A 19,442-nucleotide genomic window follows, 5' to 3' on the forward strand; every position below is an offset into this window, starting at 1 on the left:
TTTGTCTGCCTCTAGCCGAAAGGGGCCATCGGATATGTCTGCGGCGCCCCCGTGGGCGCCGCTAAGACCCTATTTCTTCTCGGTCGAAGCCGCCGGCGCCGCCGGAGCGGGTTCGGTCTTGGCACGCACGTCGTTGAGCATGCCGCGGGCAACACGGACCTTCACACCCTCGGCGATTTCCACAAGCAGCTCATCTTTATCGTCGATGACCTTGGAAACCGTGCCGATAATGCCGCCATTCGTGACCACAACGTCATTCCGGCGCACCTTCGAGAGCATTTCCTTGTGCTCTTTCACCCGCTTTTGCTGCGGGCGGATCAGCAGGAAGTAGAAGACGACGAAAATCAGGACCAGCGGCAGAAACTGGACCAGATCCATGCCGCCGCCGAGGCCGCCGGCAGATTGGGCATAGGCCGTTGAAATGAACATCAAGTTCTCCTAATCAGGCTCAAAACAAGAGCGGCCACTGACCGTTGCAGCACCCGTTTCGCTCAAATAGTCGTTCCCCGGCGTCACCGCCAGCCATTTCCGCTGGAATGCGCCGAAAACTCGGAACGGCGGACTATACCGGTACGGCGGGTAAATTCAATGGGTGGAAAGCCCGTGGAAAAGACGGGCCCGGGAATTGACGGACATGCGGCGTGTGATACTTTCCCGCCGCTCCGGTTCACCGGCTGGCGCAACACGCACGATAACTCTTCTGTCCAAGGTCCAGTGATATGTCCGATGCCCGTGAGCTTGAGATTCTTGCCCGTATTGCAGATGCCCTTGAGCGGATTGCACCGCCGCCGGCAAAGGCTGCCGATCTTGGCGATGCAGAGGGCTTTGTCTGGAACGCACAGGCCGGACAGGTCGACCCGGTAAGGCGGATCAACCGCGTCGATATTTCCCTGCTGAAGGGAGTTGGACCGCAGCTTGACCAATTGCGCGAGAATACGGACCGGTTTGCCCGGGGACTGCCGGCGAACAACGCGCTGCTCTGGGGCTCGCGCGGCATGGGCAAGAGCTCGCTGGTCAAGGCTGTGCATGCCGAGGTCAACGCGAAGTGGGATGGTATCCTGGCCCTTGTCGAAATCCACCGTGAAGACCTGGAAACGCTGCCGCGCCTGCTCAATCTGGCCCGGGATACCGACCGGCGTCTGATCGTGTTCTGTGACGATCTGTCTTTCGACTTCGCCGACAATTCCTACAAGTCACTGAAAGCGGTCCTGGAAGGCGGCGTCGAAGGCCGGCCCGACAATGTTTTGTTCTATGCCACCTCGAACCGCCGCCACCTGATGGCCCGGGACATGATCGACAATGAGCGGTCGACGGCGATCAATCCGGGCGAAGCTGTTGAGGAAAAGGTTTCCCTGTCGGACCGGTTCGGTCTCTGGCTCGGTTTTCATTCCTGCGACCAGGACACGTTCCTGTCGATGATCGAGGGCTATGCCTCGGCTTATGACCTGCCGATCAGCTCGGAGGAACTGCAGGCCAAGGCCAAGGAATGGCAGGTCACCCGCGGCGCCCGTTCCGGGCGCGTCGCCTGGCAGTTCATTCAGGATCTGGCCGGCGATCTCGGCAAGAAGCTGGTCTGACGGGCCGGCTTTTCAGGATTGATCAAGATACTGGCGCGGATTGACCGCCCGCTTTTCCTTGCGCACCTCGAAATGCAGCTGCGGCTGATCCACGCTGCCGCTTGAGCCGACTGTCGCGATGGTCTGGCCCCGGCGGACGACGTCGCCGCGTGTCACCAGCAGCTTGTCGCTATGGGCATAGGCCGTAATCCAGCCGCCCGCATGTTTCAGCAGCAGCAGCTTGCCGAATCCGGGCAACCCGTCCCCGGCATAGGCAACCACGCCATTGTCGGCCGCGGCCACCGGCGCGCCGCGCGGCGCGGCGATATTGATGCCGTCATTGTGCAAGCCGCCCTTGCGCGGGCCGAAATTCGCGATAACACGTCCCCGGACGGGCCAGCGGAATTTCGCGCCGGCACGTTGCGGCGGCCGGATCTTGGCCACCTCGAGGCCGGTCTTGGCCTTCGGTGTCGGTGCCGTGGGCGCTGGGGCGGATTGCGGCTGGGGTGCTGCAGCCTGGCGCACTGTCGGTTGCCGTGCCTGGGTCGCCGGGTTTCGCGGATTCAGCTCGGGCAAGGCGACCGTTCCGGGAGAGAGCAGCGCTGTCCGGGTGGTGTTCCCCCTGCTGCCGGGGCCGGCCGGGAGCCGGGGTGCGCTGTTCGAGGCCACAGAAGGGTCTTTTGCAGTTTCCCGGGACGGCAGCCGCAGCCCCTGCCCGACCCGGATCTGATAGGGCGCCGCTATATCATTCATCTGCACGACCGTGCGCATATCGACATTGAAGCGCCGCGAGATCGAGAAGACGGTGTCACCCGGTCGGACCAGATAGGTGCTCGGTGCCGGCAGGCGCAGATCCTGTCCGACAGCCAGCTTGTAGGGCGGCTGCAATTGGTTCGCCAGGATGATGTCCCGGACCGGCACGCCATAACGCCGGGAAATCTCGTAGACGGTGTCCCGCGGCCCGGCACTGATCCGCCCGCCCGGCGGAATGGCGAGATGCGCCGAGCGCTGTTCCGACGGGCTATAGGCAAGACGCGGCCCGCCCGCACTGCAGGCGGTCAGCAGGGCGGCCAGTATGGAAAAGGCCAGCAGGGCCCGGAATCGTGGTGCCATCATTGCCATGTCGCGAGTTTAGGTATTGCCATCCGGCTTCTCAAGCGGCTCCCGCAGGCCCGCACCAGGAGCCACTGATCGCCAGCATAATCAGGCGCTGTCACGCACCTCGCTCTCGACCAGCGGCACGAATCGCACCGGCAGAAGACATTCGTCCTCGATGCCGTCCGCTGTCCGGGTAAAGCGATGAATATGCTGGGTGCCGTCCTGCGGGCCGATCGGGACGACCATGATGCCGCCCTCGCCGAGCTGGTCCAGCAATGTTTCCGGCACATCTTCGGATGCTGCCGTGACAATGATCCGGTCGAACGGCGCCTGTTCGGGCCAGCCCTTGCTGCCGTCGCCGACACGCGTGACCACCTTGTGAAGATCCAGCGCCTTGAACCGTTCTTTCGCTTCATCCGCGAGGCTGGGATGGCGCTCCACCGTGTAGATCCGGCGCGCCAGGCGGGCGAGGATCGCGGTCTGGTAGCCGGAACCGGTGCCGATCTCCAGAACCTTGCAGCGGTCATTGATGTTCAGGGCCTGGGTCATGAAGGCGACGATATAGGGCTGGCTGATGGTCTGCCCGGCGCCGATCGGAAGCGCCCTGTTGTCATACGCGAAACTCTTGATCGGCGCCGGAATGAAGATTTCCCGCGGAACCCGCTCGATGGCGCCCAGAACATTGCTGTCGGCGATGCCTTCGCGTCGCAGCTCCATGATCAGACGTATCTTGTTTTCCTCAAGAGTCATCGCGTCTCAGTCGATTGACTGTCCAGCTCGAAAGCGCCCTGAAGCGCCGCCAGGGTTTCGTGATCGGTCATGTTCATCTTGATCGGCGTGACGGAGATGTAGCCGGCATCAACGGCGGCCAGGTCGGTCCCCTCCGCATAGGGCTTCATGCTCTGCATATGCCCGATCCAGTAGTGCCGCGCCCCGCGGGGGTCCGTCACTTCCAGAATATCGTCGCCGCTCTTGCGGCGGCCCTGGGTGGTGACTTGTATGCCCTTCACCTGATCGGCTGGTACCGGAGGAAAGTTCACGTTTAGCAATGTGTTATCCGGGAACCCTTCATGCATAATCCGGCGCAGCAAATTCGGCCCGAAAGTCTCCGCCGGGGTCCAGTCGGCCGGCTGACCGTCGATCAGTTCCTGGCTGAAGGCAACGGCCGGCACGCCGAGTATCGTCGCTTCCATGGCGGCGGAAACCGTGCCGGAATAGGTCAGGTCATCGGCCAGGTTTCCATTCCGGTTCACGCCGGACAAAACGATGTCCGGCTGCTTTCCTCTCATCAGCTCGTTCACCGCGAGCAGCACGCAATCTGTCGGCGTGCCGTTCACAGAGAACCAGTTGGGTTGGTGTTCCCGGGCCTGCAGGGGGCGCCGGAGGGTCAGGGAATGCCCGGCCCCGCTCTGCTCGCTCTCCGGCGCCGCGACCCAGACATCTTCCGAAAGCGCGCGGGCGATCCGCACCAGGACCTGCAGTCCCGGTGCGTAAAAGCCGTCATCATTCGTGATCAGGATGCGGGCGTTGCCGGCATCGAGCGGCCAGGTCATGCGGCGGTCTCCTGTCAGCCCTCTGCCGAAATCTTCTCAAGCCCGCCCATGTAGGGCCGCAGCACCTCGGGAATGCTAACAGAACCATCCGCTTCCGCGTAATTCTCCAGCACGGCGATCAATGTCCGGCCGACCGCCAGGGCGGAGCCGTTCAGGGTGTGCACGAAGCCGGTCTGCTTGCCGCCGTCGATGCGATAGCGCGCCTTCATGCGGCGGGCCTGGAAATCACCGCAGTTGGAGCAGCTGGAGATTTCCCGGTACATGCCCTTGCCGTCGTCCTGCCCCGGCAGCCAGACCTCGATATCGTAGGTCTTGCGGGCGCCGAACCCGGTATCCCCGGAACAGAGCGTGACAACCCGGTAGGAAAGCCCGAGGCGCTTCAGCATTTCCTCGGCGCAGCCGGTCATGCGCTCATGCTCCTCCATCGACTTGTCGGGATGGGTGACGGAGACAAGCTCGACCTTGCTGAACTGGTGCAAACGGATCATGCCCCGTGTATCCCGGCCGGCCGAGCCTGCTTCCGACCGGAAACAGGGTGTATAGGCCGTGAACCGCAGCGGCAGCTCCTCTTCCGCCAGGATTTCACCGGCGGCGATATTGGTCAACGGCACTTCCGCTGTCGGGATCAGCCAGTGATCGCCGGTGGTCCGGAACAGGTCCTCGCCGAATTTGGGGAGCTGGCCGGTGCCGTACAATGCGGTATCCCGCACCATGTAGGGCGGCGAAATTTCCGTATAACCGAACTCGTCCGTGTGGATATCCAGCATGTAGCTCGCCAGCGCGCGCTCAAGACGGGCGAGCTGACCGCGCAGCAGTGAGAACCGGGCGCCCGAGAGCTTCGCGGCTGTCTCGAAATCCATCATCCCGAGCTTTTCACCGATCGCGACGTGATCCGGGGCGGCTGCGTTCGTCTCGGGAGCACCGCCAACGCTACGCAGCAATACGTTCGCGCTCTCGTCCGGTCCGTCCGGCACATCCTCGTCCAGCACGTTCGGCAGGCCGGACAGAACCGCGTCCAGCTTTTCGGAAAGGGCACGCCCCTCTTCCTCAAGGCTCTGCATCCGGTCCTTGATGTCGGCGACTTCCTTCATCAGGGCATCGGCATCGCCGCCCTGGGATTTCACCTTGCCGATTTCCTTGGAGGCTTCGTTACGGCGTTGCTGCAGGCTCTGCAGCTCCGTCGTCGTGTCCCGCCACTGCTTGTCCATGTCGAGGATGGTGTGCGCCTGCGGGGCAAACCCGCGGCGCGCCATGGCCTTGTCGAAGGCGGCTCCGTCCTCGCGAATCCATCTGATATCGTGCATCTCACACGTCCATTCTGTTCGGAATTCCGATTTGATCTTATAGGCAGTGCCACCGGACGGGTCCAGCGGCAGGCCCCGGCCTACAGCCGGGGCGCCGCTTGGTCAGGTGGCGGTGCTAGACGAACGCTCGTCTTCATCCGTGTCGTCATCGTCATCACCGGCTTGCTCGCGGCGCTTTTTCTCGATGATGCGGGCACCGATGATCGAGATTTCATAGAGAATCGCGACCGGAATGGCGAGCAGGACCTGGGAGATCACGTCCGGCGGCGTCAAAATCGCCGCAACGACGAAGGCGATCAGAATCGCGTATTTCCGCTTCTTGGCGAGACCGTCCGACGTCACGATGCCGACCTTGGCGAGCAGAATGATCAGCACGGGCAGCTCGAAACAGACACCGAAGGCAAAGATCAGGCGCATCACCAGTGACAGATACTGGTCGACCTTCGGTTCCAGGACCAGCGGCAGGGAGCCGTCGGTACCCGGATGTTCAAAACCGAGGAAGAACTGCCACGCCAGTGGAATGACCAGGTAATAGACCATGGCCGCGCCGATCGTGAACAGCACGGGCGTGGCGAGCAGGAACGGCAGGAAAGCGGTCTTCTCATCCTTGTAGAGACCGGGCGCGATAAAGCGCCAGAGCTGGATCGAGATGATCGGAAAGGCCAGACATGCCGCGGCGAAGAAGGCGACCTTCAGGTAAGTGAAGAATGCCTCGTGCAGCGCCGTATAGATCATCCGCCGGCCGGCCTCGCCCTCGGTCAGGCTGGCAAGCGGAGCGACCAGGAACGCAAAGATCTGCTCGGAGACGGCGTAACAGACGAAGAAAGAAACAATGAAAGCGGCGAACGAGTAAATCAGTCGGCTGCGCAGTTCGACCAGATGGTCCAGCAGCGGCATCCGCTTTTCTTCAACATCCTCAGTCATGGGTTATTGTCCCGCCGCGGCGCTTTTCTGCGCGCCTTTATCGTCTGGTTTTACTGGTTCCGCTTCTGCCGGCGGGGGCGTGTCCGGGGTTTTGGTCTCGGCCGGGGTCTCGGTTTTGGTCTCGGCTGCCGCCGGTTCGACCGGACGCGAGGATGCGACGTCACGAGCCTGCCCGGCGATCCGCTCCATCTCCTTCTTGGTCTCTCCCTTCGGGTCGACCCAGTCTTTCACGCGCTTCTCGAAGTCGCCGCCGGAAATGCTCTTCGCTTCCTTGCGGAGATCGTCGAGTTCGGCCTCGCGGGCGACTTCTTCCAGACTGCCCTGGAAATCGCGGGCAATGGAGCGCGCCTTTCGCAAATAGGTGCTGACCGAACGCACGACGCGCGGCAGGTCACGGGGGCCCACAACGACCACCGCGACAAATGCGATCAGCATAAATTCCTGCCAGCCGAGATCAAACATCAGCGCATACCATCATCACGTCACGGAACCAGCAGGCCCGTTCGTGGTCCGTTTCCGGCAAGAGCCGGGCAACAAGGTGGGGTCCGTCAGCTCTTTTGGGCTTCGTCAGCCTTCGGCTGTGCAGCAGCGGACTGCTCGGAATTGAGGCTCTTCGAGGATTCGCCCTCGGAAGCCTGATCCGCATCCTCTTCCTTGATGCTTTTCTTGAAGTTGCGCAGGCCCTTGCCGAAGTCCCCCATCAGCGAGGAAATCTTTCCGCTTCCGCCGAAAAGCACGACGACAACCAGCAGGACAACAAGCCAATGCCAAATACTACCGAAACCCATGAGCGAACGCTCCCGTCTGTCTAGATTCGTTTAGGTCCCGCATCGGGACTTTTGCCGTATATAGGCATGATCATAGGCCCACTGCAATGTCCGGCAGGGCTTTGAGGCCAACGAAATTAGCCTTCCTGCGCGGGAAACACGAAGATTTGCCCGCGGTCGAATTCTATCCGCAGCCGCGTGCCGGCCTCCGGCAAGAATATGCCGGGCATGCGGGAGTGGAAATGCCATTCTTTCGTGCTTCCGGTCTCGCCGGATTCAACGTGAAGATGGATCAGGCTGCTGCGTCCGAGAAGGCGTGATTGCATGACCAGCGCTGTATAGTCGCTTTGGTCGGCCTGCAATGTGGTCACGCGCAGTCCTTCCGGCCTTATGACCATCGTTGCCCTTGCGCCATCGGGTATGGATCCCGCCGCGACCGGGCCGATCGGCGTTTCGACCTGACCGCCGCTGACCGGTCCGGTAAAGGCATTCACTTCTCCGAAGAAACCAGCGACGAACGCGGAATTCGGGTAGCAATAGAGACTGTGCGGAGAGCCTTCCTGCACAATCCTGCCATCGCGCATCACGGCAATCCGGTCTGCCATGAACATGGCTTCCTCGGGATCATGCGTGACCATCAATGTTGCTGCGCCGCTTTCCTTCAGCAGGTGCAAGACATCGTCGCGCACCTGGGCACGGAGCGCGGTGTCCAGTCCCGAATAGGGTTCGTCCAACAGAATAATCCGCGGATTTGGCGCCAGCGCCCGTGCCAGCGCGACCCGCTGCTGCTGGCCTCCAGACAACTCATGCGGAAATTTGTCCGCCGCGCTGTCCATACCGACACGACGCAATTCAGTAAGCGCCTTTTCCCGGCGAACCGGCTTTGGGAGTGCGGAAAGGCCGAAGGCCACATTGTCGGCCACACTCAGATGCGGAAACAGCGCGTAATCCTGGAATACCAGACCAATCCCGCGCTGCTCGGGAGGAACCTGCCGGCCAGGTGCTGCAACTTCGGTGTCGCCCATCAGGATACGACCGGTTTGCAGCGGCTCCAGGCCGGCCGCGATTCGCAGCGCCGTGGTTTTCCCGCAACCGGACGGTCCCAGCAGGCACACGACCTCGCCCTCGGCAATATCGAGGGTCAGGTCATCAACCACGCGGACACCGTCGAACTGATGGCTGACGCCTTCCAGGCGAAGTACCGACGTCATCCCGAGATCCTGACCTGATTGCTGACGGACTTTTCGCGTTCGAATCGCGAAACGCGATTGATTTGCGAAATCATAACAGTCCGGGAGGTATCAGATGGGAGGTCAGGTCTCAAGCGCTGAACCGATCACATTCTCTGAAAATGTCAGGTTTCAGAGATCACGGACTTACGATCCGTCTTCATTTTCAAGGAGATCGAACTGATCGTTATCGTCGTCATCTTCATTTTCGGGCTCGGAATCACTCTCATCGCCCATGGTGATTGATGTCAGCCCCGGTCTCTTGTCCAGCATGCCTGTCGCCTTGAGTTCCTCAAGCCCCGGCAGATCGCTGAGCGCGGTCAGGCCGAAATGATCGAGAAACGCTTCCGTCGTACCCCAGGTCAATGGCCGGCCCGGCACCTGCCGCCTGCCGCGGGGCTGGATCCAGCCGGCTTCAAGCAAGGCGTCCAGGGTGCCCTTGCTGACGGCAACGCCGCGGATCTCTTCGATATCAGCCCGGGTCACAGGCTCGTGGTAGGCGACGATGGACAGGGTTTCAATCGCCGCACGCGACAGTTTGCGCCGGACGGCCATCTCCACCCGCAAGGCGTCGCCCAGATCGGGCGCTGTGCGGAAGGCCCAGCGGTCCTTGATCTGCACCAGATGGACGCCACGGGTCGCGTAGCGGGCCTGCAACTTCTGAAGAACATCCTCGGCGGAAACGCCGTCGGTCAGGCGCTCGGCTATTTCAGAGACCGGAAGAGGATCCTTGCTGGCGAACAACAGCGCTTCGACGATCCGTTCGGATCGGCTTGGCCCGGTATTTTCGGGTGCATCGGAACTCACGCATCGCCCTCCCGGGAGCGAAAATAGATCGGTGCGAAGCTGCCCGCCTGATTGATCTCGGCCTTTCCGTCCTTCACCAGCTGCAGGGAGGCGACAAAGGTCGAGGCGACGGCAGAACGCAGGCGCAAACCCTTGCGCAGACCGCTCGGCAGGAAGGAAAACAGGGTCTGCCATTCCGGCACGGCGCCGAGTACCCTGCTCAGGCGCTGGATCGCATCCTCCACGGAATAGAGGTGGGTCGCCTCGATGCGCAGGGCCAGCCGGTCGTGGCGTACCCGATGGTCCGCATAGGCGCGCAGCAATTCATAGAGCGTGACGTCATAGATCGGGCGCTTGCGGACGGAGATGCTCTCCCCCTGCCCCCGGGCGAAGAAGTCGGCGCCGAACTGGGGCCGGGCCATCAGGGCCTCTCCAGCCTGCTGCATGGCCTCCAGGCGCATCAGCTGAAAGCGCAATGCCTCGGCCATTTCCTCCGGGCTCTGCTCGTCCTCTTCCTTGTCGTCGGGTGGCAGCAGAAGACGCGATTTCAGATAGGCCAGCCAGGCGGCCATCACCAGGTAATCGGCGGCAAGTTCCAGGTTGAGGGTCTGCGCCTGGTTGACGAAACCGAGATACTGTTCAGCCAGTTGCAGGACGGAGACATGGATGAGGTCGACCTTCTGATCCCGCGCCAGCTGCAGCAGAACATCGATCGGCCCTTCGAAGCCGTCGATATTCAGGAACAGCGAAAGCTGGACCGGTTCCCGCCTGCGGCGGTGATCCGGAACGGGGCTTTCGAAACCGTCGCTCATTGCCTGCCTCAGAGTTGTCCCGTGAGCATCAGGATGAAGTGTAGCAGATTTTTCACGCCGAACATGACGAGGCGCATGGCGTAATCCAGATCGATACCGATCTCGCGGCCGATATAAGGCAGCAGGAACATCAGTCCGACAACGATGAAGAGACCGTATCGCTCGAGCCGGACATAGCGAACCGCCAGATCGTAGGGCAGCAGGCCGGTAACGATGCGGCCACCGTCGAGCGGCGGTATCGGCAGCAGGTTGAAGATTGCCAGCACGAGATTGAGCAGGATGCCGTTGATCAGGGTGGCCTGCCACCAGGCGGCGAACCAGTCCGGAAACCAGGCGACGGTATGCAGCAGGGCTGCCGCGCAAATCGCCAGCACCACATTGATGGCAGGACCGGCTGCGGCAACCAGCATCATGTCGCGGCGCGGATTGTTCAGCCGGGACATGGAGACCGGCACCGGCTTGGCATAACCGAAGACGAACGGAGTCCCGGCAAGTGCCCAGCCCGAGATCACGCACAGCATCGGCAGGATGATCGTGCCGAACCGGTCGATATGGGCAAACGGATTGAGCGTCACCCGGCCCAGCAGGCGGGCTGTCGGATCACCCAGCATATTGGCGACATAGCCATGTGCCGCCTCGTGGAAGGTAATGGCGATCAGAACCGGCAGGACCCAGATCGAGGCGGTGAAGAGGACGTTGGAAATCAGCTCTTCCATCAGCCTTGAGCCGGTTCTGTGCCGGTGAGCTCGGCGAAGGATGCGAGAAGTTCGCCGAATTCGGCCGGCCGGGACTCCCGCCGGATGCGCTCGAGGAAGCCAAGAACGGCTTCCGCGCGACGGAGTGCCTCGCCGGACAATGTCGGGGCCGGGCCGGAGACCGCCTGCATTTCAGTCATGTCGCCGTTACAATGCAGGACGACGTCGCATCCCGCCTCGAGCGCCCGTGCCGTCGAGACGTCCAGTGGCTCCGCGAGCGCTTTCATGGAAATATCGTCGCTCATCAGCAAACCGTCGAAACCGATCTCCTTGCGGATGGCCTCGCCGATCACGATCGGAGACACAGTCGCCGCCCGCTCCGGGTCCAGTGCCTCGTAGACGACATGGGCCGTCATTGCCATCGGCAGGTCCTTCAGCGTCTTGAAAGGCGCGAAATCGACAGATATCAGCTGATCCAACCCGGTATCGACGCGCGGCAGGGCATGGTGGCTGTCTACCCCTGCCCGGCCGTGCCCGGGGATATGTTTCATCACAGGCGCAACACCGCCGGCGGCGAGCCCCTCGGCCTGGGCGCGTCCGAGCCGGGCAACGATTTCAGGCGTATAGCCGAAAGCGCGATCGCCGATCACATCGTGCGCCCCGTCCTGACGCACATCGAGCAGGGGCAGGCAGTCCACATCGACACCGCAGGCCGCGAGTTCCGCCGCGATCAGCCCGGCATTGACCCGTGCCGCCTGCTCCGCCCGCACCGGATCCTTGGCGTGCAGGGTGCCAAACAGCGCTGCCGGCGGGGCCGCACGCCATTGCGGCGGTTTCAGGCGCTGGACCCGGCCGCCCTCCTGATCGATCAGCACCGGAGCGTGGCGGCCGACGCAATCACGCAAGTCCTCGGTCAGCATCCGGATCTGTTCCGGGCTCTCGCAATTGCGCTGGAACAGGATAAATCCGAAGGGATCGGTATCGATGAAGAACTGCCGCTCGGCCCGGCTGAGTTCCGGTCCGGCACAGCCGAGGATCAGGGCGCGCATTGGCGGGTTCCGTTTAGCGTTTCACCACAAGGCAGGCCTGGCCCTTGGCTTTCAGGGCAGTACAGGCATCGCGGGCGGCATCTTCGGTCATCGGGCCGCCCTGAACCCGGAAAAACACACCGTTGGAGGTGGTAACCCGCTGGTAGGTCGGGACAAGGGCACCAAGCAAACCGCTGTTCGCGGATTTAACCCGGTTCCATTCCTTCGCGGCAGCGTCTTCACTCCGCAGGGCGGCAATCTGGATGTTGAACCCGCCGGCTGCCGCAGCCTTTGCAGCCGGTGCGGGCGTCGGCGCCTGTTTGGGCGCCGCAGCCGCGACGGGGGCCGGCGCCGGAGCGGGTTCCGGTGTTTCTGCGGCCGGAACCGGCGGTGGTGGCGGTACAAGCGTCTTTGCCGTGTCGTCCGCGGGTTTCCGTGCGGGCGGTATGGCAACGGTCGCCGAAGGCGTTGCAGGCGGTGCGGATTCCGTACTTGTTGCAGGAGCCTCGGCGGTCTCTGCCGCGTCATTGTTCGGGATCGACAGGGGCGCCGGCGGCGGCAGGGGCGTTTCCGGCGGCGGGAGCAAACGCTCTACCCGGCTTTCGCTGTTCTGGGCGCTCCGGTTGGAGCCGAGATCGTCGAGCACCAGCTTGTCCTGATGCGGCACTTCCATGCCGCCCGGAGACTCCGGCCGGACTTTTGTCGGCGCGGTGTCGGCCTTGATCGTCGGCGCCGCCGTTTCGCTGCCGATGCGGCGTCCCTGATCGTAGGCGTACCAGACGATGCCGGCGAAAGCGGCAACCGCAAGCGTGGCGGCAAGGATGGTCAGTCCCCGGCCCTTGGTTTTTTCTTCCGACATGAGTGGCGGCGGGCCCGGGCGGTCCCCTTCCTCAATCATCCGTGGCCGTTCCGGCATTCCCGAATGAAGACTCATGCGCGCAGCTCCTCCACAGGTTCGACACCGATAACCGAGAGACCCGAGGCAATGACCGTCTGCGTTGCCCGGATCAAAGCCATGCGGGCCATGGTCAGCTCGCGATCGTCATCGACCAGAAACCTCAAAGTCGTGTCTTCCTTGCCCTTGTTCCACAAACCGTGGAATTCGGTGGCGACGTCACCGAGATAGAAGGCGATCCGGTGCGGCTCATGTGCTTCCGCGGCACTCTCGACCGTCCGCGGCCATTCCAGCAACAGTTTCATGAGACCAAGCTCGGCCGGATCGGTCAAGCGATCGAGCGCTACCGGTGCCAGCCCGCTGGCGGAAAGATCCGCACCGTCCAGTGCTTCGGCGGCGTGCCGCAACACGGAATGGCAGCGCGCATGGGCATATTGCACATAGAAAACAGGGTTTTCCCGGCTTTGTTCGGTGACCTTCTTGAAATCGAAGTCGATCGTCTGGTCGTTGCGCCGGGTCAGCATGATGAAGCGCAGCACGTCCTTGCCGACCGAATCGATGACATCACGCATGGTCACGAACGTCCCCGCCCGCTTTGACATCTTCACCGGCTTGCCGTCATCCATCAGATGCACGAGCTGGCAGAGCTTGACGTCGAGAACCCCCTTGCCGTCCGTGACCGCTTTCACGGCGGCTTTCATGCGCTTTACATAGCCGCCGTGGTCGGCGCCCCAAACGTCGATCATCTCGGTGAAACCGCGCTTGTACTTGTCCAGATGGTAGGCGACATCGTTGGCGAAATAGGTCCAGCTGCCGTCGGACTTCTGGATCGGCCGGTCGACATCGTCACCGAACTGCATCGCCTTGAACAGGCGTTGCGGCCGGGGCTCCCAATCGTCCGGCTGCTTGCCCTTCGGCGGCTGCAGCACGCCGGTATAGAGCAGGTCGCGGTCCTCAAGGGTCTGCATCACCGAATCGACCGCGCCGGCCTCGACCAGGGCCTTCTCCGAGCTGAAAACCTCGATATCGACGCCGAGTTGTCCGAGATCGGCCTTGATACCGTCCATCTGGTGCGCAATCGCGAAGGCGCGGATTTCCGGCAGCCAGATCGTCTCGTCCGCCTGCAGCCATTTGTCGCCGTCGCGGGCGGCAAGCGCCTCGCCGACCTCGATCAGGTAGGCTCCCGGATAGTAGCCTTCCGGAATGGCGCCGATATCCTCGCCAAGCGCTTCCCGGTACCGCAGATAGGCGGTACGGGCCAGGACATCGACCTGGGCACCGGCATCGTTGATGTAATATTCACGCGTGACGGCGAACCCGGCTTTCGCCAGCAGCGCCGCAAGCGCATCGCCGACGACTGCCCCGCGGGCATGGGCTGCATGCAGCGGACCGGTGGGATTGGCGGAGACGTATTCCACCATGACCTTCTTGCCGGCGCCGACATTGGACTGACCGAAATCCGTTCCCTCCCGCAGCAGGTCGGCCACCGCAGCACGCCAGAAACCGTCCACGATCCGCAGATTGATGAAACCGGGTCCGGCGATTTCGGCATCGCTCACCTCGTCCCAGGCGCGCATCTTCGCGATCAGCAGCTCGGCGATGTCGCGCGGCTTCATTTTGGCCGGTTTTGCCAGCACCATGGCCGCGTTCGAGGCGATGTCGCCGTGGCTCGGATCGCGGGGAGGCTCGACGGTCGCGCGGCTGATATCCAGGCCGGCGGGTAGTGCCCCTTCAACGAACAGAGCTTCTATTTCCGCATTAAGTTTGTTTTGAAAGTATCTGAAAACGTTCATTTAAGTCTTCGCGTTAAGATCAAAGAGACGGGCATGCTCGATCATCGCGTAGCGATCGGTCATTCCTGCGATATAGTCTGCGACAAGGCGCGCCTGTTTACCGGCGTCGATCTGGCCGGGCTGATCGTTGCCGGTCCGCTGCCATTGCGCCGGAAGGCAATTCGGTTCCGCCATCAGCAATTCGAACATGTCCCTGACAACCCGGCGGGCTTTGCTGGCCATCCGGTTGACCTTGTAATGGCGGTACATGTTGTGGAACAGGAACGCCTTCAATGACCGGTTCTGCTCCTCCATTTCGGCAGAGAAGGAGATCAGCGGCACCGGTGCGCCGCGCACGTCATCGGCCGAGCGCGGCTTGTGTTCCGCCAGTCTGCGCCGGCTTTCAGTGAGCAGATCCTCCACCATGGCCCCGATCAGGCGGCGGACGATCTCCTGCACCAGCTTGGCGCGAGAGAGTTTTCCATAACTCTCCAGCACCTCGGATACGATCGGGCCGATCAGAGGCACATCCAGCATTATTTCGATTTCGAAAAGATCCGCATGCAGCGCGTCGTCGATGTCGTGTGCGTGATAGGCGATATCGTCGGAAAGCGCGGCGATCTGGGCTTCTGCACTGGCAAAACTCTCTAACTGCAATGACAGTTGCGAGTCCAGTTCGGTAATGATCGGGGGGACCTCGCCGGGAGCGGCACCGCCAGTCACCGGACCATTGTGCTTGATGATGCCTTCCAGCGTCTCCCATGTGGGATTGAGCCCGTCGAACGCCGCGTAGCGCTGTTCAAGCAGGGTCAGGACCCGCACCGTTTGCACATTGTGGTCGAAGCCGCCATAGGGCGCCATCACGGCATCCAGCGCATCCTCTCCGGCATGGCCGAACGGGGTGTGGCCAAGGTCGTGCGCCAGGGCCAGTGCTTCCGCCAGATCCTCGTTCAGGCCGAGGGACCGGCAGATCGAGCGGGTGATCTGGGCAACTTCGAGACTGTGTGTCAGCCGGGTGCGGTAATAATCGCCCTCGTGATAGACGAAGACCTGGGTCTTGTATTCCAGGCGCCGGAAAGCGCCCGAATGCAGGACCCTGTCCCGGTCGCGCTGGAACGGCGTGCGCTCGCGCGCTTCCGGCTCCGGGAACAGCCGGCCGCGGCTGTTCCTGAAGTCGGCCGCATAGGGCGCGAACTGCTGTTTGAACGTCCAGTTTTGGGACTCGGGCATTTACAGGGGCCAAGAGCGATTCGAACTGGGCGGAACCTACTCTCGGGCGCCCCTTCGCGCAATGCCGCGAGCCGGAAAACAGTTGAATTCAGGGGCAGACGCATTACTTTTCCATGCAGGACCGTATAATGATCACGGTCAGAATTCGAACGCGTTGATCGGAGCGGCTATGAGCCTCGCTGAAAACCATGGAGACAGTGGACCGGCCGTCCCGCCGGGAACCGGTGGGCGAAGCTTCGGGCTGAGCGAAAGCGCGGCCCGGCGGGTCAAGGTCTTGCTCGCCATGGAGGAGGACAGCGCCGGCAAGTTCATGCGCGTTGGTGTCGAAGGCGGCGGCTGCTCGGGCTTCCAGTACGATTTCGGTTTCGACGACACCATGAAAGACGACGACCATGTGTTCGAGAGCCATGGCGCGAAAGTGGTGGTGGACGACACGTCCCTCGACCTGCTGGATGGCGGGGTGCTGGATTATGTCGAGGAATTGCTCGGCGCCTATTTCCAGGTCACGAATCCGAACGCCTCGTCTTCCTGCGGTTGCGGCACCTCCTTCTCCCTCTGACAGCCTGATCCAGGCGGTTTTCTGCGACTTGTGGCAAAGTATCTTGGCCGCGCGCTGCTGTGCGGGCAGACTGTCCGCTCGCCAATTTTCCTGCTCTCCCCGGAACGGACTCCCCCATGAAAGCGGCCACCTGGAACGTCAATTCGATCAAGGCGCGGCTTCCGAACCTGCTGGAATGGCTCGACGGCTTCCAGCCGGACGTTGCCATGCTCCAGGAAACCAAGACAGTGGACGAGAATTTCCCGCGCCTTGAGATCGAGGAGCGCGGCTACAAGATCCTGGCGCACGGCCAGAAAAGCTATAATGGCGTTGCCATCCTCTCCAGACACGAGATCGAGGATCCGCAGGTCGGCTTGCCCGGCGACGATGCGGACGCGCAGGCCCGCTATGTCGAAGGCACCATCGGCGGCATCCGCTTTGCCTCGATCTATCTGCCGAACGGCAACCCGGTCGGCACAGAGAAGTTCAGCTACAAGCTGGGCTGGATGAAACGCCTGCAGTCCCGGGCCGAAACCCTGCTGCGACGCGAGGGTCCGGTTGTCTTGGCCGGCGATTACAATGTCGTGCCGGCGGACGAAGACGTGCACGATCCGGCGGCCTGGGCCGACGACGCGCTGTGCCAGCCGGAATCCCGCGCCGCGTACCGGTCCATTCTCAATCTCGGCTATGCCGACGCCTACCGGATCTATAACACCGCGCCGCACCGCTACAGCTTCTGGGATTATCAGGGCGGCGCCTGGCAGAACGATCACGGCGTCCGGATCGACCATCTTCTGCTGTCGCCGCAGGCGGCGGACCGGCTGAAAGCTTCAGGCATCGATTCAGGCCCGCGCGGCAAGTCCAAGGCTTCGGACCATACCCCGGTCTGGATCGAATTAAGTTTGTAGATTAATCTTGGAAAAGAACAAAGCAGTTCAGATAGATCCATATTCTGCTTCTACGATGCCAATGTTTATGTGTTTCGGTGACACAAAACTTGCTCGAGGAACTTGCTTTTGCTGGGAACATCAAGAACGTCTCTACTTAATTACCAATTGGCACAATCTATCGGGCCGTAATCCTGAAACCGGAAAACACTTATCCAATTCGTTAGCTGAGCCGGACCGAGTTCATGTCGCGTTTAAAGATCCAAAGGAACTCGGCAGAGGAAAATTTTCAGAAATCAAACTGTTCGACACAGACGGATTACCGGTTTGGCAGGTTCATCCAACGCTTCGGGAGAAAGTGGATATTGCCGCCATTCCGTTTGAGCACGACGAAACTGTTTCGTGCTTCCCCATCAATCGAAATCAAGAGCACCCATTAAAAATAGAGATCGGCGACGACGTATTTGTTCTCGGATATCCATTTGAGCCTATTTTCGCCGGATTGCCCGTTTGGAAGCGAGGAAGCATCGCATCGGAACCCCAGATCTCACCGGATCAACAACGACATTTGCTCGTCGACACTGCTTCTCGTCCTGGCATGTCAGGTTCCCCAGTGATAATTCGGAGCAAGAGTGTCCACCGTCTTGATAACCAAGAAACAAAAGTTGAAGCTGGGATATGGACCCGATTCGTGGGTGTTTACTCCGGTCGAATTAAATCAAAAGATGCTCTCGATACACAGCTCGGACTGATCTGGCCACGTGAGTTACTTGTAGAATTACTCGAAGGTCAAACGCGCGACCGTCCCCCTAGGTAACAATTTCTCCCATCACACAAATAGGCCTCGCTGAAAGTAAGTTAGCTCAGCCTGGCTTGAACGGCTCGCCCAACGGGCGGGTCCGCAGCCCTTCACGCAGATGTTTCCACGGTAGCGCCGCCGGATCGGCCAGCACCGGTCCCGGCGCCGCACATTCTATGATTTCCGCCGCGATCGGGGCGAAATCGGCCCGGTAGTGCACCGAGCTCTTGTTCACCAAGATCTTCATCTTCTCCGGCTCAATGCCGAGGAAGCGATACATCATCCGGTCCGCCATCTGCACCTTGCGGGAGCCAACCACGATCTGCACACCATTGATGCTGAGTCGGGCGGACGGGCCGAGCCGCATGTGGGTGCCGGAATAGAACGGCCCGGTCGCCGTGAATTCTCCGTTCGAGAGGGCCTCGACCCGGAATGTCCCTTCAAAGGGCGCGTCGCCCGGCACCCCGGACTTGCCGCCGAGGGAGAGCGTGACCTCCGCCCCCTCACCGGCCTGATGCGCCGCTAGGGCCGACTCTGCGTCGACCAGCAAGCCGAGTGCGGCCCCTTCGGCGCCGTTCCGGACAAGTGCCCGCAACAGGCCCGTCGTATCGCTGTCTCCGCCGCCGCCGGAATTGTCCTGCACATCCGCGATCACCACGGGACGGTCCGCCGACGCCGCAATCCGCATTGCCTGAAAAACTGCTTCGTCCGGGTCGGGCAGCGAGGCGGAGAAATTTGCTTCTTTTGCACAAACGGCATCAACCAGTTGTTTCACGGACTGTTTCACGCCCTCTTCGGTTTCACCGTAAGCGAAGACGGAGGCGCCACAGTGATAAATGTCGGTCGCCGGAAAGCCTGTCGCGAAGGAAAGTGACACACCATGTGCGGCCTCAAGATCCGGAATCATGGCGTACAAGCCAGCCGCGGGCTCGGCCATCGTACATTGCCGGACCAAAGGCATCAGGAAGGGAATCTGCTCGAAGGCGTGAACAGGTTTGCGGCCGGATTTCAGCAAATGATCGAGGCGGCGTGCGGTCCGGGCGCCGGTATCGGCCATGTCGATATGCGGATAGGTCCTGTAGGCGACGAGACCGTTGGTCAGGCCGACCATTTCCGGCGTCACATTGGCATGCAGGTCGAGACTGGCCAGGACCGGCAGATCCTCGCCGACGAGGGTACGGATCCGGCGCAACAGCTCGCCCTCGCCGTCCTCGTAGGTCTCCGTGGCCATGGCGCCATGCAGGCAGAGATAAAGCGCGTCGGCCGGCAAGGCCGCTTCAATGCCCTGCAGGATCAGCCCGGCGATATGCTCGAACGCCTCGCTCGTCACATGGGCGGACGGGGATGCCGCGCCCCATGTGGTCGGCACCAGGTCATGCCCGAGCTCCCGGGCCTGCTCGATGAAGCCCGCGACCGACAGATTGATGCCCCTGACGGCGTCGAACAGCGCCTCCCCCGTGACCAGTGCGGGCCAGCTTCCCGGGCTGGTAAAGGCATCGAGCCCAGCCTTGCTGGGGGCAAAGGTGTTCGTCTCGTGCTGAAAGCCGCCGATGATGATCCGCGCCATTC

The 19,442-nt window shown here is 61.8% G+C and carries 21 protein-coding genes; 4 read left to right on the plus strand and 17 right to left on the minus strand.

Annotated elements, in window-relative coordinates:
* Window positions 1–69: 69 nt before the first annotated feature.
* Window positions 70–429 carry a preprotein translocase subunit YajC gene (gene yajC, locus RH950_RS12950; RefSeq protein ID WP_350057378.1) on the minus strand — a complete coding sequence of 120 codons (360 nt, stop codon included), beginning with the start codon at window positions 427–429 and terminating at the stop codon, window positions 70–72.
* A gap of 290 nt (window positions 430–719) precedes the next feature.
* Between yajC and RH950_RS12955 the strand changes: the two genes are divergently transcribed.
* Window positions 720–1,577 (plus strand): ATP-binding protein, encoded by an 858-nt coding sequence (locus RH950_RS12955; RefSeq protein WP_350057380.1) that lies wholly within the window; start codon window positions 720–722, stop codon window positions 1,575–1,577.
* 12 nt (window positions 1,578–1,589) lie between these two features.
* Here the strand turns inward: RH950_RS12955 and RH950_RS12960 are convergent, their stop codons facing one another.
* The 15 genes from RH950_RS12960 to RH950_RS13030 all read right to left on the minus strand — a co-directional run bounded on the left by RH950_RS12960 (window position 1,590) and on the right by RH950_RS13030 (window position 15,649).
* Window positions 1,590–2,672, minus strand: a complete 1,083-nt coding sequence (locus RH950_RS12960) for a peptidoglycan DD-metalloendopeptidase family protein (protein ID WP_350057382.1) — start codon at window positions 2,670–2,672, stop codon at window positions 1,590–1,592.
* Window positions 2,673–2,759: 87 nt separating this feature from the next.
* Window positions 2,760–3,404, minus strand: a complete 645-nt coding sequence (locus RH950_RS12965) for a protein-L-isoaspartate(D-aspartate) O-methyltransferase (RefSeq protein ID WP_350057384.1) — start codon at window positions 3,402–3,404, stop codon at window positions 2,760–2,762.
* Entirely contained in the window at window positions 3,401–4,207 is an 807-nt protein-coding gene (surE, locus tag RH950_RS12970) for a 5'/3'-nucleotidase SurE (protein ID WP_350057386.1), read from the minus strand. The genes RH950_RS12965 and surE overlap by 4 nt, the downstream gene beginning before the upstream one ends.
* A 14-nt stretch (window positions 4,208–4,221) precedes the next feature.
* Complete coding sequence (gene serS, locus RH950_RS12975; protein ID WP_350057388.1) at window positions 4,222–5,511, minus strand: serine--tRNA ligase; 1,290 nt, start codon at window positions 5,509–5,511, stop codon at window positions 4,222–4,224.
* Window positions 5,512–5,613: 102 nt separating this feature from the next.
* Window positions 5,614–6,435, minus strand: coding sequence for a twin-arginine translocase subunit TatC (tatC, locus tag RH950_RS12980; protein WP_350057390.1), 822 nt, complete (start codon window positions 6,433–6,435; stop codon window positions 5,614–5,616).
* Between the two features lie 3 nt (window positions 6,436–6,438).
* Window positions 6,439–6,897: a Sec-independent protein translocase protein TatB gene (gene tatB, locus RH950_RS12985; protein ID WP_350057392.1), complete on the minus strand. Its 459-nt coding sequence runs from the start codon at window positions 6,895–6,897 to the stop codon at window positions 6,439–6,441.
* Between the two features lie 86 nt (window positions 6,898–6,983).
* Complete coding sequence (gene tatA, locus RH950_RS12990; protein WP_350057394.1) at window positions 6,984–7,223, minus strand: twin-arginine translocase TatA/TatE family subunit; 240 nt, start codon at window positions 7,221–7,223, stop codon at window positions 6,984–6,986.
* Between the two features lie 116 nt (window positions 7,224–7,339).
* Complete coding sequence (locus RH950_RS12995; RefSeq protein WP_350057396.1) at window positions 7,340–8,413, minus strand: ABC transporter ATP-binding protein; 1,074 nt, start codon at window positions 8,411–8,413, stop codon at window positions 7,340–7,342.
* 165 nt (window positions 8,414–8,578) lie between these two features.
* Window positions 8,579–9,238: an SMC-Scp complex subunit ScpB gene (gene scpB / locus RH950_RS13000; RefSeq protein WP_350057398.1), complete on the minus strand. Its 660-nt coding sequence runs from the start codon at window positions 9,236–9,238 to the stop codon at window positions 8,579–8,581.
* A complete protein-coding gene (locus RH950_RS13005; protein ID WP_350057400.1) occupies window positions 9,235–10,029 on the minus strand; it encodes a segregation and condensation protein A in 795 nt (264 codons plus the stop codon). The genes scpB and RH950_RS13005 overlap by 4 nt, the downstream gene beginning before the upstream one ends.
* An 8-nt stretch (window positions 10,030–10,037) precedes the next feature.
* Complete coding sequence (locus tag RH950_RS13010) at window positions 10,038–10,745, minus strand: site-2 protease family protein (protein ID WP_350057402.1); 708 nt, start codon at window positions 10,743–10,745, stop codon at window positions 10,038–10,040.
* The gene (gene nagZ / locus RH950_RS13015; protein WP_350057404.1) at window positions 10,745–11,773 is read right to left on the minus strand and encodes a beta-N-acetylhexosaminidase; all 1,029 of its coding nucleotides are present in this window, start codon (window positions 11,771–11,773) and stop codon (window positions 10,745–10,747) included. The genes RH950_RS13010 and nagZ overlap by 1 nt, the downstream gene beginning before the upstream one ends.
* Window positions 11,774–11,786: 13 nt before the next feature.
* On the minus strand, window positions 11,787–12,686 hold the full coding sequence (locus RH950_RS13020; protein WP_350057406.1) for an SPOR domain-containing protein: 900 nt from the start codon (window positions 12,684–12,686) through the stop codon (window positions 11,787–11,789).
* Window positions 12,683–14,440, minus strand: coding sequence for an arginine--tRNA ligase (gene argS, locus RH950_RS13025; RefSeq protein ID WP_350057408.1), 1,758 nt, complete (start codon window positions 14,438–14,440; stop codon window positions 12,683–12,685). The genes RH950_RS13020 and argS overlap by 4 nt, the downstream gene beginning before the upstream one ends.
* Window positions 14,441–15,649, minus strand: coding sequence for a deoxyguanosinetriphosphate triphosphohydrolase (locus tag RH950_RS13030; RefSeq protein ID WP_350057410.1), 1,209 nt, complete (start codon window positions 15,647–15,649; stop codon window positions 14,441–14,443).
* A gap of 169 nt (window positions 15,650–15,818) precedes the next feature.
* On the opposite strand from RH950_RS13030, the gene erpA reads away from it, so the two are divergent.
* The 3 genes from erpA (at window position 15,819) to RH950_RS13045 (ending at window position 17,891) form a co-directional block, all read left to right on the plus strand.
* Window positions 15,819–16,208 (plus strand): iron-sulfur cluster insertion protein ErpA, encoded by a 390-nt coding sequence (gene erpA / locus RH950_RS13035; protein WP_350057412.1) that lies wholly within the window; start codon window positions 15,819–15,821, stop codon window positions 16,206–16,208.
* 116 nt (window positions 16,209–16,324) lie between these two features.
* The gene (xth, locus tag RH950_RS13040) at window positions 16,325–17,095 is read left to right on the plus strand and encodes an exodeoxyribonuclease III (protein WP_350057414.1); all 771 of its coding nucleotides are present in this window, start codon (window positions 16,325–16,327) and stop codon (window positions 17,093–17,095) included.
* 7 nt (window positions 17,096–17,102) lie between these two features.
* Window positions 17,103–17,891 (plus strand): S1 family peptidase, encoded by a 789-nt coding sequence (locus tag RH950_RS13045; protein ID WP_350057416.1) that lies wholly within the window; start codon window positions 17,103–17,105, stop codon window positions 17,889–17,891.
* Window positions 17,892–17,937: 46 nt separating this feature from the next.
* On the opposite strand, the gene RH950_RS13050 is transcribed toward RH950_RS13045, so the two are convergent.
* The gene (locus RH950_RS13050) at window positions 17,938–19,440 is read right to left on the minus strand and encodes a M81 family metallopeptidase (protein WP_350057418.1); all 1,503 of its coding nucleotides are present in this window, start codon (window positions 19,438–19,440) and stop codon (window positions 17,938–17,940) included.
* Between the last annotated feature and the right edge of the window lie 2 nt (window positions 19,441–19,442).

Source organism: Nisaea sp. (assembly GCF_040217065.1).
In the GTDB taxonomy this organism is placed as follows: Bacteria; Pseudomonadota; Alphaproteobacteria; order Thalassobaculales; family Thalassobaculaceae; genus Nisaea.